This is a genomic window from Nocardia brasiliensis NBRC 14402, from assembly GCF_000308475.2.
Taxonomy (GTDB): Bacteria; Actinomycetota; Actinomycetes; order Mycobacteriales; family Mycobacteriaceae; genus Nocardia; species Nocardia brasiliensis.
On sequence record NZ_BAFT02000030.1, the window covers coordinates 1 to 12,698 of the forward strand.

Below are 12,698 nucleotides of genomic sequence, written 5' to 3' on the forward strand. Positions count from 1 at the left end.
CGGGTGGTACCCGGCGGCCACGGCACGCCCAGCGCGGCAGGCACGACCAGCACGGCGAGCGCGGCAGGCACGACCCCGCGGCGCGGGAGGTGCGGTGGGGTCAGGGGGTCGGGCGGGCCAGGTCGGGGCGTTTGAGGTAGTCGGTCAAACCGATCACGTTGCCCCAGGGATCGGTCAGTTCCACACTCCAGCCGGTCGCGACTTCGAAGGGCGCGGTGCGCATGTCGACACCGTGCCCTTCGAGTTCCGCCGCCGCGGCGCGCGCGTCCGGCACCTCCAACCACACCCGCATGGCCGGGGCGGTCCCCGCCCCGCGGCCGGGTCCAACTGCGCCATGATGCCGGGCGTCTGCGCCGCGACGCCGAACAGGGCGATCCCGCGCTCCGGCACCGTGAACCGCACCGAAAGCCCTAGCCTGCTGCCGTAGAACTCGACCGCCGCAGCCAGATCCCCCACCGGAACCAGCACATTATCGATCCCTCGCACATCCACCCCGCCATCGTGCCGCAACCCTTCCGACTTCACGCACCCTTTCCGTCCTCCCGCACCCCCTGTGCCACGCCACAGCGAGTGCGCGAACGCAGAACCAGTGCGGGAACCAGAAGAAGTGCGCAGCGGGGGCCGCCTCCAGGCTCGAGGCACGGGACACCGCATTGCCCGGCTAGAACCCTGGATCTCGAACGCACTCGGCGATTGCGATGACTACACCGTCTACTACGCACCTCGGGACTACGAGAGGGCCGCCCGCCGAGGCGAGGAGGGCTGCTGCTTCGGCGACGCTCGGGGTGCCGACTGCCGCGGCGGTTCGCGAATCCGGCTTCGGCACAGTCACTTCGGCAAGTTCCGTAGCACTGAATGCCTGCACACGAACCGCCAACTCCACCGCCGCCCCTTGTATCCCGGCCTCCACCGCCCGCCGATCGATCGTCGCCAAACACTCGATCGCGCGCTCCCCCACCACCTCCCGCACCACCCGCACGATGCGCTCAGCAGTGGTCCCCGGCCGCACCCCGAGCCCGACGACAACCTCACCCATCCGCCGCGCGCTTTCCGGCCTGCGCCCCACCAAGCCCGAGCCCGCGACCGACACCGTGACCGTGACCGTGACCGCAGACGACCACACTCCGCGTCACGGCGCGTACATCCATCCCGGCCGCTCCCCGCCGAGCACGTACAGGCGGCCCGCACTGCTGCGACCGCGGACGAACGCACTCGGCCCAGCGACCGACACAAGAACTCGCGAACTCCGCTGCGACCCTGACGAAACAGGTTTCCGCTGAGGGGCTTCCATCGCGACAGGTGCGCAGAGGAGACGTCGACGTGGCAGACGAGAGCGCCGTCCATGACGCAGACGCCGTCACTGCCGCTCCCCGCCGAGCACGGACGGCGGCCCACACCGTGACCGCGGAAGTGCGCACCCGATGTCAGCGACCGACACGAGAACTCGCGAATTCGGTTGCGGCCGCGACGAAACGGTTTGTCGCCTCGGGGTTTCCGGCGGGGTGGGTGTGCAGGTAGGAGGCGTGGACGCGGTGGACGAGGGCGCCTTCCATGGCGCGCGTTCCGTCGCTGCCGCGCCAACCCCATGCGGGGGCGGCGGTATTCGACGTGGTCAGGCGGGTGCGGTGGAATTCGTGGCCGCGTACTCGTTCGCCTGCCCGCCACAGTGCGGAGTCGGCCAGTGCCACGGCGTCGCGGTAGCCGAGGGTCAGGCGTGGTCCGAATTCGGCGTCGGCGTCGACCACGCCCGCCATCGGATGGCCGTCCAGGGTGCGCGTGAGGTACAGCAGGCCCGCGCATTCCGCATGCACCGGCAGACCTCGCGCCGCAAGCGACCGCACCGCCGCGAGCAGACTCGTGTTCGCGGCCAGCTCGGCCGCATGCTCCTCGGGAAACCCGCCGGGCAGCACCAACCCGGCCGTCCCGCTGGGCAATTCGTCCCGCAACGGATCGAACACCCGCACCCGCGCCCCCGCCGCACTCAACAACTCACGATGCTCCGCATACCCGAACGTGAACGCCGGACCCCCCGCCATCGCAATCACCGGCCCCACCCCTGTACGAAAACCACCTCCCCCATGCACCGAACCGCCACCGCCCCAATGATCACCGTCGCCCCCGACACCTCCTGCGCCTCCTGCACGACCACCACCGCGCCCGCCTTCACTTCCCCTTCGAACGGCACCGTCTCCCCCACACCCACCGCCGTCTCCTACTCCGCGACTTCCGACCCCGCCCCCGCAGGCAACCACGCCGCCTGATCGGGCCCCGTTGTCCCTGACACCATCACCACCGGGCGCAGCCACGCCTTCACCCCGACCGCCGACGGCCTCGTCCCCCTCGCGAACACTGTCGCCCCCCACACCATCACCTTCGGACGCAGCCACGCCTTCACCCCGACCGCTGGGGGCCTCGTCCCTCTGGCGAACTCCGTCGCCGCCGACATCATGAACCGCACCGGCGTGGACAGACCGCCCGTCCGCACCGGCGACGGCGAAACCGCCGCGTGCCTCCGCTACGACTGTCTCGGGATCCCACGCCGCGCCCGCGACGCTCGAGCGGGCCAGTGCCGCTATGGCGCGCAGGTCTAGGTGGGCGGCGACGAGATCGGTCATGGCGGCGACGGCGGCGGTGGCGGCGGAGCCGTGTTCGACGGCGGGGATCAGGCCGAGATGCCTTGAGGGCACTTCTAATTCGGCCATGCGCGGCAACGAGCCGAGGACCGGGAGGCCGACGCGATCGCAGGCGGCGCGCAGCACCTGGTCGTGGCGTTCGCTGCCGACGCGGTTCAAAATCACGCCGCCGAGCCGGATTCCGCTGTCGAAGGTCGCGAAGCCGTGCAGCAGGGCGGCCAGGCTTTGACTGTGCCCACGCGCGTCGACCACCAATATCACCGGCGCACCGAGCAATCCGGCGACCTGCGCAGTGGATCCTTCGGCGACCGGACCCGCATGGTGTTCATCGATACGGCCGTCGAACAGCCCCATCACCCCCTCGACCACCGCGAGGTCACAGCCGAGTGAGCCGTGCCGATACAGCGGCACCACGCGTTCCGGGCCGACCAGCACCGGATCGAGATTGCGGCCCGGCCGTCCCGCCGCCAACCCGTGGTATCCGGGATCGATGTAATCGGGCCCCACCTTGAACGGCGCGACCCGATGCCCGGCCCGCCCCAGCGCACCGATCAACCCCGTCGCGACCGTCGTCTTCCCGCTCCCCGAGGCAGGAGCGGCGATCACCACCGCAGGCACGCCCGCCATCAGCGCCCCCACCCCGAGCCGGCGACCGCAGGTGCCCCGAGTCGACTCCCCGGATCTTCGCACCCGGCACCCGCAGCGCCGAAGACCCGCAGACCTTCAGTGTCCGAAACGGAACCCCTTCGCGCACAACGTATCCCGCGCACAGACACCGACACCACGAGCGCCCCCGCTCCGGCGGCGCCCCCACCCGCCGCCCGCTCACCGAGGGGGAACTGACGGCGGCACCCACTCGGGTTTCGCCGCCACCAGTTCCCCCTCGACGAACTCACCATTCGATACCGCGCTGACCTTTGCGGCCCGCGTCCATGGGGTGCTTGACCTTGGTCATCTCGGTGACCAGGTCGGCGGCGTCGAGCAGGGCGCTGGGCGCGTCGCGGCCGGTGATGACGACGTGCTGGTTCCCTGGGCGGGTGCGCAGGGTGTCGACGACCTCGTCGATGTCGACCCAGCCCCATTTGAGCGGGTAGGTGAATTCGTCGAGCACATAGAAGCGGTGCTGTTCGGCTTGCAGTCGACGGGAGATCTCCTGCCAGCCGGCCAGCGCGGCGGCGGCGTGGTCTTCGTCGGTGCCCTGCTTGCGGGTCCAGGACCAGCCTTCGCCCATCTTGTGCCATTCGACGGGACCGCCGGCGCCGGTCTGCTCGTGCAGGGTGCCGAGGGTGCGAAAAGCGGCCTCCTCCCCCACTTTCCATTTGGCGCTCTTCACGAACTGGAACACGGCGACGTCGAAACCCTGGTTCCAGGCGCGCAGGGCCATGCCGAACGCCGCGGTCGACTTACCCTTGCCCGGCCCGGTGTGCACCGCCAGCACCGGCTGATTGCGCCGCTGCCGTGTGGTGAGCCCGTCTTCGGGCACGGTCTCGGGAACACCTTTGGGCATCGAATCTCCTTGTCAGTCACGGCTCGTCGCCGAGCCGCCGGTTCAGCACAGGTACCCGGCGTCCCGGCCAGGGACCGGGACACCCGCGACGCGGTCGCGGCCCGAACCACTCCGTCTCGTTGCGGCAGACACGTCCGCATCGCCGCTCAAGCGGCACGCGCCCCCGCCCGCCCGGACCCGGCACGCACGATGTCGGCGACCGAATCCCCGGTCAGCTCAGCCAATCTCAGGTATCCGCCGCGCAGTTCGCGGGCGAGTTCCGCGGCGAGCCCGAGCCGGATCATGCCGCGCTCGCAGTCGACGACGATCGAGGTGACGCCGTCCTGCGCGAGCAGCGCGGCCGCGGTCCGGGCGCGCGGCACCGGGTCGACCCCGCCGGTGGCGCGACCGTCGGTGAGCAGCACCAGCATCGGGCGGCGACGCGGGTCGCGGACGCGTTCACGCTGAACGATCTCGCGCGCTTTGAGCAAGCCCGCGGCCAGCGGCGTCTTGCCGCCGGTGCGCATCCCGGACAGCCGCCGGACCGCGATATCGACCGACGAGGTCGGCGGCAGCACCAGTTCGGCGTCCTGGCCACGCACGGTGATCACGGCGACCTTGTCGCGCCGCTGGTACGCGTCCCGGAGCAACGTGACGACCGCGCCGGTAACGGCGGACAACCGGTCCCGGGCCGCCATCGACCCGGACGCGTCGACCACGAAGACGACCAGATTCCCTTCGCGCCCTTCGCGATACGCGCCCCGCAGATCCTCGGCGACCAGTTTCAGCGGCCCGTCGCCGCGCCCGCGCGCGTGCTGATGCGGCGCGGCGGCGAAGACGGTGCCGAGCAAGTGCAGACCGGTGCCGGTGTCCGAGGTGGGCCGCACGACCCGGCCATGCCGGGATTCCGCGCGCGAGCGGCGGCCGGGCGCGCCTTCACCGATGCCGGGCACCTCGAAGCGCGGCGGCGGCGCCGCGGCGGAAACCGGTGCGCCGGTGCGCCCTTCGCGGGCCGGCCGCCCACCACCGGGACCGTCCGGCGGCGAATCGGGATCATCGTCGGGGTCCGGCCCCGTCGTCTCATCGCTCGCCGTGGTTTCTGTGCCGGATTCGTCGCGGGGCGGATCACCGGCCTCCGGACGAGCGTCACCGGACTCGTCGCCGGCGCTGGACGTTCCGTCGTCGGTGGCCGATTGTTCCGCGTCTTCGCGCGCCACCTCGTCGGCGGCATCGCGCATCGCGTCGTCGAGCTGCTCTTCGCTGATTCCCGGCTCGTCGAACGGGTCGCGCCGGCGCCGGTGCGGCAGTGCGAGTTCCGCGGCGACCCGCACGTCTTCTTCGGTCACGACGTCGGCCCCGCGCCATGCGGCGTGCGCGGTCGCGGTGCGCGCCACCACCAGGTCGGCGCGCATGCCGTCGACGTCGAAAGCGGCGCACAGCGCGGCGATCCGGCGCAGCTCGGTGTCATCGAGGCGCACACTCGCCACCCGATCGCGCGCGCCCAGGATGCGTTCGGCGACGGCACGATCCGCGGCGGCGTAGCTCGCGGCGAAGCCGGCCGGGTCGGCTTCGTAATCCAGCCGCCGGCGCACCACCGCCATCCGCACGTCCACATTCCGCGAGGCGGCCACGTCGACGGTGAGCCCGAACCGGTCGAGCAGCTGCGGCCGCAGCTCGCCCTCTTCCGGGTTCATGGTGCCGACGAGCACGAATCGGGCCGGATGCGAATGCGAGACGCCGTCGCGCTCGATGTGCACCCGGCCCATGGCCGCGGCGTCGAGCAGCACGTCGACCAGGTGGTCGTGCAGCAGGTTGACCTCGTCCACGTAGAGCACGCCGTGGTGCGCGGCCGCCAGCAGGCCGGGGCGGAACGCCTGTTCGCCGTCGCGCAGTACCCGCTCCAGATCCAGCGAGCCCACCACGCGGTCCTCGGTGGCGCCGACCGGCAGCTCCACCAGCCGCGCGGGCCGGGCACCGGTCTCGTCCACCACCGGCGGCAGCAACTGCGCGAGCGCCCGCACGACGGTCGATTTCGCGGTGCCCTTCTCGCCGCGCACCAGCACACCGCCGATACCGGGGTGCACCGCACACAGGATCAACGCGAGCTGTAACCGCTCTTGACCGACCACGGCGGAGAACGGGAACCCGGCCTCCCCGTCGGCGGCCGAGCGCGCGGACGACCCGGTCAGCGACCCGGGCGACGACAGTCTTTCGGCATGGGACAACGACACGCCCCAACTCTAGGCGCGCCACCCCGCGCCGCCGACGCTGCCCCACGCCGCGACCCCTCGACGGGTTCTAGCCCTTGCGCATCGGCAGGTGCGGGATGCCGTCCTCTTCGAATTCCTCGCCGTCGGGCTTGAATCCGTGCTTGGCGTACATGTCGACCAGGTAGGTCTGCGCGCTCAAGCGCACTGTCGCCGAGCCGACCTCGGCCAGCGCCGCCTGCAACAGCCGGGTGGTGTAGCCGTGGCCCCGCGCCGGGACCGCGGTGCAGAGGCGGCCGATCCGGAACGTCTTCACACCGTCGACGTGTTCCTCCAGCAACCGCAGGGTCGCGATGACCTCACCCTCGTCATCGAGCCAGAAGTGCCTGGTCTCCGGCAGCAGGTCGAGGCCGTCCAACTCCGGGTACGCGCACTTCTGTTCGACGACGAAGACTTCTACCCGGAGTTTCAACAGCTGATAGAGGATGGCGGTGTCGAGATCCAACGCCCAGGACCGTTTGAGAGCAACCGTTGACATCATCGCCTGTTGCTATCACAACTAGACGTTTGCCGCGACCCCCGCGTGCTTCGGCGTGTTACCCGAATCACCCGTGAGGTTCAGCGTCTTGGACGTCCAGTCCCACACTTCGCGGAACAACGCCTGGTCCTCGGAGAGCTTGGCGCCCAACGACGGAATCATTTCCTTCAGTCGCGGCGTCCAGCCCGCGTACTCCGCGGGGAAGCAGCGCTGCATCACGTCGAGCATCGCGGTGACACCCGTCGACGCACCCGGCGACGCGCCGAGCAGGCCGGCGATGGACCCGTCCGCGGCGGCGACCACGGCGGTGCCGAATTCGAGCACACCGCCCGCGCCCTTGCGCCGGATCACCTGGACGCGCTGGCCCGCGGTGATCAGCTCCCAGTCGCGGCCGACGGCGCGCGGGATGAACTCCTTGAGCGTGTCCACCTTGCCCGCTTCGGACTTGAGCAGCTCACTGACCAGATACTTGGTCAGCCCCAGCTCGGTGACGCCCACGCCGAGCAGCGAGAACAGGTTGTTCGGCTTCACCGACTTGAACAGGTCGGTGAGCTTGCCCTCCTTGAGGAACTTCGGCGTCCAGCCGGCGTAGGGGCCGAACAGCAGGCCCGGCGTGCCCTTGATGACGCGAGTGTCCAAGTGCGGCACCGACATCGGCGGCGCGCCGACCGCGGCCTTGCCGTACACCTTGGCCTCGTGCTGCCGGATCAGGTCCGGGTTGGTGCAGCGGAAGAACTGACCGCTCACCGGGAAACCGCCGAAGCCGTCGATCTCCTTGATGCCGGACTTCTGCAGCAGCGGCAGCGCGCCGCCGCCCGCGCCGACGAACACGAATTTGCTGTTGAGCGTGCGGGTTTCGCGGGTGCGCAGGTTGCGCACCTTGACCAGCCAGGACCCGTCGGACTGCTTGGCCAGGTCGCGCACCTCGTGCCCGAACGCCAGATCCGCGCCGGTGCGGCCGAGGTAGGCGAGCAGTTCCTGGGTGAGCGAACCGAAGTCGATATCGGTGCCGCCCTCGGTCCAGTTCAGCGCGACCGGATCGGAGAAGTCGCGCCCGCGCGCCATCAGCGGCAGCCGGCGGGCGAACTCGTCGGGGCTGTCGATGTACTCCATGCCTTCGAACAGCGGGTGCCGCGACAGTGCGTCGTAGCGCTTGCGCAGGTAATCGACGTTGTCCGCGCCGTGCACGAAGCTCACGTGCGGGATCGGGTTGATGAACGTCGAGGGCTCGCCGAGGATGCCGTTCTCGACCGCGTAGGACCAGAACTGGCGCGACACCTGGAATCGCTCGTTGATGTCGACAGCCTTGGTGATGTCCACCGAGCCGTCGGCGTTCTGCGGGCTGTAGTTCAGCTCGCATAGCGCCGAGTGTCCGGTGCCCGCGTTGTTCCACGGGTCGCTGCTCTCCGCCGACGCGGCGTCGAGCCGCTCGAACAGGGAGATCGACCAGTCGGGCTGCAGCTGCCGCAGCAGCGCGCCGAGGGTGGCACTCATGATGCCGGCACCGATGAGTACTACATCGGTCTTTTCAGTCATCGCAGCGTTCGGCACGGGTAGATCGACTTCCTTGTCCTTCTGCGCGGGCCCACCGGGCGGGTGGACCTGCCTGGGCACGGTACTTACGTGTGATGCCTCGGTTCGGAAACCATGGCGGGGGTTAGGTTACCCGCCGTTCACCTAGCTCCAATTGTGCACCTCACCACGCCGATCCCCCGCGCCGAACCCGCCGAATGTGACATAGATTGTGTGTGTGACAAAGGAAACTTCACTTGCCGTTCCCGAGACGCGCACGCAGGCCGACGGGCAGTGGAAAGCCGATGTCCTCGGCGCGAACTACCAGCAGCGCACGCTGTCTTTCGGCGCCGATCCCGACGGTGAGGGTGAGGTCGTGGCCACGCTGGTCCGATACGCCCCGGGCGGCGAGATCGCGGCCACCGCGGGCGCGGTGCTGTACGTGCACGGGTTCACCGACTACTTCTTCCAGGAGCACATCGCCGAGCATTTCGCGGCGCGCGGCTACCAGTTCTACGCACTGGACCTGCGCAAGTGCGGACGCTCGCTGCGGGACGGCCAGACACCGCACTATGTGACCGATCTCGCACTGTATGACGAGGAGTTGAACGAGGCCTTACGCATCGTGCGCGCGGAGACCGGCGCGCCGGTGGTGCTCAACGCGCATTCGACCGGCGGACTGATCCTGGCGCTGTGGCTCAACCGGCTCAACAAGACCCAGGGCACAGCGCAGGCGGGCATCACGGGTCTGGTGCTCAACAGCCCCTGGTTCGATCTGCACGGGCCGTCCTACTACCGGACCGTCGGCACGCCGATCATCAAGGCGGTCGGGCGTTTTCGGAAGATGCTCGAGCTGCCCGCGAGCAAGGCCAGCAGCTACGGCGACAGCCTGCATCACAGCGTCGCGGGCGAGTGGGACTACAACCTGGACTGGAAACCGTTGCAGGGCTTCCCCATCCGGTTCGGCTGGCTGCGCGCGATCCGCAACGGCCACGCCGAATTGCACGGCGGTCTCGACATCGGTGTGCCGTCGCTGATCCTGCGCTCCCGGATGACGAAGTTCGCCCGCAAGTACGGTCCCGCCGTCGACGTGGCCGACGCGGTGCTCGACGTCAAGCAGATTCAGCGCTGGTCCGGCTGCCTCGGCGACCGCACCAACATCGTGCCGATCGACGGTGCACGCCACGACGTGTTCCTGTCCGCGGCCGAGCCGCGCGCACACGCGTTCGCCGAACTCGACAGCTGGCTGGATTGGCTGGCCGGGTACCTGGCCCAGGCACCCGCCGCCAACGGCTCACCAGGTGCTGGTGCGTAGCACGATCTCGGTGGCCAGCTCGTGGTCGGCCTCGGTCGCCACGTTGCTGACGTCGACGTCGACCACCCGGAATTCGCCGTAGACGAAGCGGCCGGAGGCGTCGGCGACCGACCGGGGCAGGTTCTTGGTCACCAGCACCGTGGTCGGCAGTTCCACCGGTCGCACGGTGGCGTCGGAAACGGTGCCGTCCGCGCCCGGGGCCGCGGGATGCCCGCGATCGGCCACCACGAGGCTGATGAACCGGCCGAATCCGGCCGCACAGGTCCGCCAGGCCAGGTCCGCGCCCGCACCGCGGGCGGCGACGTTCGCCCAGGGCACCCCAATCTCGTCCAGGATCGCGGTGACGCCCGCCGCGTCGAGCCCCTCGATCGTCTCCGGCACCACGGTGCGCAGATCGGAGTTGTGCAATCGGGCACACACCTGGTCGTAGACGTCCACCGGGTCACCGAGATCGGGCAGCAGCAACACGCTGTGCCGGGATTCCGGCCCGTCGACCCGCACGGTCCATGCCCGGTCACCGACCGTGATCTGCCGAGATTTCATGCCGAATCACGCTACACGGCTCAGCTGAACGAAGTCCGGTCTTCCTCGGTCGGGCTCAGGCCAGTAATCGCATTCCGGCCTGCTCGCCCGCGTTGTGGTCGAACGTGACGGTGAGATCGCAGCCCGCCTCCTGGCCCAGCTGCTGGATGAGCGCGTCGGCGAAGTCCGCGCCGTCGGCGGCCCGGCGCAGCGCCTGGCGCACGGTGTCGGCCCGCTCGATGACGATCTCGGTGGAGTCCAGCAGGCCGAGCAGCACGTCGGTGACCGCCTCGGGATCCTGCTTGTAGCCGCGGCGCAGCACCCAGTGGATCTCGGCGAGCACGATCATCGTCACGTAGCCGGGCCGGCTCTCGCTGAGCCCGTCGATCACCTGGTTGGCCCGCGCGGACTGCTCCGGGTCGTCCTGGGTGAGGTAACGGATCAGCACGTTGGCGTCCAGACCGATCATTTCTGCTTGCCTTCCACGATGTTGCCCGTGATGGCCTCGTTCATCTGCACGAGCCCGATCGGCGAGCCGGACCAGCCGACGATTCCCTTGAGCGACTTGATGGTCCGGGTTTCGGGCACCAGTTCGTAGGTGCCGTTCGCGGTCGGCACGAAAGCGACCCGGACCCCCGCCCGCAGCCCCATCGCGACCCGGACGTCGATCGGGATGGTGATCTGCCCCTTGCTGGTCACGGTCGCGGACACCACATTGCCCGACCTGCCGCCGGGTCTCTTGTCTGCTGCCATTTCGCTCACCGACCAAACTTCCGTGCCGAGGACCCGTGCCTTACCCGGGGTCGAATTCCTTACTGAAAGGTAAGGGGCGGGGTTCGCCGCGTCAACAGTTCCGGTCGACGTCGGTGCTCGCGCGCGTGCGCAAGATCGGCAATCCGGCCGGCGCGCCCGCGGCGACGAGCCGTTCCAGCTGGGCGATATCCAGGTGCTGTTCGATCAGGTCGGCCAGCAGATCCAGCTGGCTCGCGCGGACGGCGTCGACCGAAGTGTCTTCGGCGGCAACGAAACCCGTCCGGCCCGCGGCGGTGGCCACCGAACGCAGCCAGGCCCGGCGGAACTCGTCCGATTCGAGCAGCCCGTGCAGGTGCGTGCCCCAGAGCGCCGCGCGGACCGAACCTTCCGGCTCGCCGTCGAGCCGCAACCACGCCGGATCACCGCTGCGCACCACCCGTCCGTGATGGATCTCGTAGCCGTGCAGCGGAATTCCCGCGACCTCAGCCGCGTAGCCGTGTCCGCTACTGCGCCGCAACACCTTCGGATCGGCGAAGGAGATCTCCAGATCGAACAGGCCGAGCCCCGCGACCTCCCCCACGCCCGACTCGACCGGGTCCACGATCCGGGTGCCCAGCATCTGGTAGCCGCCACAGATACCGAGGATCGGCCGTCCGGCGCGGGCGCGGGCTTCGAGCACATCGGCAAGTCCGTTGCGCCGCAACCATTCCAGATCCGACACGGTCGCCTTGCTGCCCGGCAGCACCACCAGGTCGGCCTCCCCGAGCCGGGAGGGTTCGCTCACCCAGCGCACGGAAACCCCCGGCTCACAGGCCAACGCCTCGACGTCGGTGGAGTTGGAGATACGCGGCAACCGGATGGCGGCGACCGTCAGCCATTCGGTGCCGACGGGTGGGCGCGGACGGCCGACCGGCGCGTCCGCCACGGTGCTCAGCGAATCCTCGGCGTCGATCCACAGGTCCTCGGCGAACGGCAGCACCCCGAGGGTGGGGCGGCCGGTGAGTTCGGACAGCCGGTCCAGGCCGGGGCGCAGCAGCTCGACATCGCCACGGAACTTGTTCACCACGAAACCCGAGATCAATTGCTGGTCTTCGGGTTCCAGGATCGCGACGGTGCCGAACAAGTGCGCGAGCACGCCGCCGCGGTCGATATCGCCGACCAGCAGCACCGGGAGCGACGCGGCCTGCGCGAGTCCCATGTTCGCGAGATCCGTTGCCCGGAGGTTGATTTCGGCGGGCGATCCGGCGCCCTCAGCGATCACCACATCGAATTCGGCACGCAGGGCGGCGAATTCGGTCGCGACCACGGCGCGCAGTTCCTGGCGATGCCGGAAGTAGTCGCGCGCACCGACGGTGCCGACCGCCTTGCCCCGCACCACCAGTTGTGAGCGCCGGTCACTGCCCGGCTTCAACAGCACCGGATTGAACCGCACGCTCGGCTCCAGGCCGCAGGCCCGGGCCTGCAACGCCTGCGCCCGGCCGATCTCCCCGCCGTCGAGGGTGACCACCGAGTTGTTCGACATGTTCTGCGCCTTGAACGGCGCGACCCGCACGCCGCGCCGCGCCAGCATCCGGCAGATCCCGGCCACCACGACGCTCTTGCCCGCGTCCGAGGTCGTACCCGCGACGAGCAGCGCACCTTTCACCGCGACGGCCGATTTCCGCGGCCCCACGGACCGAGCCGTCCGCTCACGGCAAGGTCAGGATTTCCGCGCCGGTTTCGGTGACTACCC

The 12,698-nt window shown here is 69.7% G+C and carries 12 protein-coding genes and 1 pseudogene; 1 reads left to right on the forward strand and 12 read right to left on the reverse strand.

The window, feature by feature from the left end; translation table 11 throughout:
- Window positions 1–100: 100 nt before the first annotated feature.
- The 8 genes and pseudogenes from TY25_RS43615 to mqo form a co-directional block, all read right to left on the reverse strand.
- The gene (locus TY25_RS43615; RefSeq protein ID WP_201773650.1) at window positions 101–292 is read right to left on the reverse strand and encodes a VOC family protein; all 192 of its coding nucleotides are present in this window, start codon (window positions 290–292) and stop codon (window positions 101–103) included.
- A 71-nt stretch (window positions 293–363) separates the two neighbouring features.
- Window positions 364–654: pseudogene (locus TY25_RS44655) on the reverse strand (VOC family protein); the annotation flags it as partial.
- Window positions 655–661: 7 nt separating this feature from the next.
- Complete coding sequence (locus TY25_RS08330; RefSeq protein WP_042255418.1) at window positions 662–1,036, reverse strand: cobalamin biosynthesis protein; 375 nt, start codon at window positions 1,034–1,036, stop codon at window positions 662–664.
- A gap of 388 nt (window positions 1,037–1,424) precedes the next feature.
- Window positions 1,425–3,260, reverse strand: a complete 1,836-nt coding sequence (locus tag TY25_RS43945; protein ID WP_081868759.1) for a cobyrinic acid a,c-diamide synthase CobB — start codon at window positions 3,258–3,260, stop codon at window positions 1,425–1,427.
- Window positions 3,261–3,525: 265 nt separating this feature from the next.
- Window positions 3,526–4,140, reverse strand: coding sequence for a cob(I)yrinic acid a,c-diamide adenosyltransferase (gene cobO / locus TY25_RS08340; RefSeq protein ID WP_042255349.1), 615 nt, complete (start codon window positions 4,138–4,140; stop codon window positions 3,526–3,528).
- A 146-nt stretch (window positions 4,141–4,286) separates the two neighbouring features.
- On the reverse strand, window positions 4,287–6,326 hold the full coding sequence (locus tag TY25_RS08345; RefSeq protein WP_042255420.1) for a VWA domain-containing protein: 2,040 nt from the start codon (window positions 6,324–6,326) through the stop codon (window positions 4,287–4,289).
- Window positions 6,327–6,417: 91 nt separating this feature from the next.
- Window positions 6,418–6,867, reverse strand: a complete 450-nt coding sequence (locus TY25_RS08350) for a GNAT family N-acetyltransferase (RefSeq protein ID WP_029895853.1) — start codon at window positions 6,865–6,867, stop codon at window positions 6,418–6,420.
- An 18-nt stretch (window positions 6,868–6,885) separates the two neighbouring features.
- Window positions 6,886–8,400, reverse strand: coding sequence for a malate dehydrogenase (quinone) (gene mqo, locus TY25_RS08355; RefSeq protein WP_041562976.1), 1,515 nt, complete (start codon window positions 8,398–8,400; stop codon window positions 6,886–6,888).
- Between the two features lie 214 nt (window positions 8,401–8,614).
- Between mqo and TY25_RS08360 the strand changes: the two genes are divergently transcribed.
- The gene (locus TY25_RS08360) at window positions 8,615–9,691 is read left to right on the forward strand and encodes an alpha/beta hydrolase (RefSeq protein ID WP_370466264.1); all 1,077 of its coding nucleotides are present in this window, start codon (window positions 8,615–8,617) and stop codon (window positions 9,689–9,691) included.
- On the opposite strand, the gene TY25_RS08365 is transcribed toward TY25_RS08360, so the two are convergent.
- The 4 genes from TY25_RS08365 to TY25_RS08380 all read right to left on the reverse strand — a co-directional run bounded on the left by TY25_RS08365 (window position 9,671) and on the right by TY25_RS08380 (window position 12,611).
- Complete coding sequence (locus tag TY25_RS08365; protein WP_042255350.1) at window positions 9,671–10,234, reverse strand: hypothetical protein; 564 nt, start codon at window positions 10,232–10,234, stop codon at window positions 9,671–9,673. The two genes, TY25_RS08360 and TY25_RS08365, sit on opposite strands and share 21 nt — an antisense overlap.
- 55 nt (window positions 10,235–10,289) lie before the next feature.
- Window positions 10,290–10,682, reverse strand: a complete 393-nt coding sequence (locus TY25_RS08370; RefSeq protein ID WP_042255351.1) for a type II toxin-antitoxin system VapC family toxin — start codon at window positions 10,680–10,682, stop codon at window positions 10,290–10,292.
- On the reverse strand, window positions 10,679–10,966 hold the full coding sequence (locus TY25_RS08375) for an AbrB/MazE/SpoVT family DNA-binding domain-containing protein (protein ID WP_200882160.1): 288 nt from the start codon (window positions 10,964–10,966) through the stop codon (window positions 10,679–10,681). Before TY25_RS08375 ends, TY25_RS08370 begins: the two co-directional genes overlap by 4 nt.
- 91 nt (window positions 10,967–11,057) lie before the next feature.
- Window positions 11,058–12,611: a cobyric acid synthase gene (locus TY25_RS08380; RefSeq protein WP_042255422.1), complete on the reverse strand. Its 1,554-nt coding sequence runs from the start codon at window positions 12,609–12,611 to the stop codon at window positions 11,058–11,060.
- Window positions 12,612–12,698: the final 87 nt, after the last annotated feature.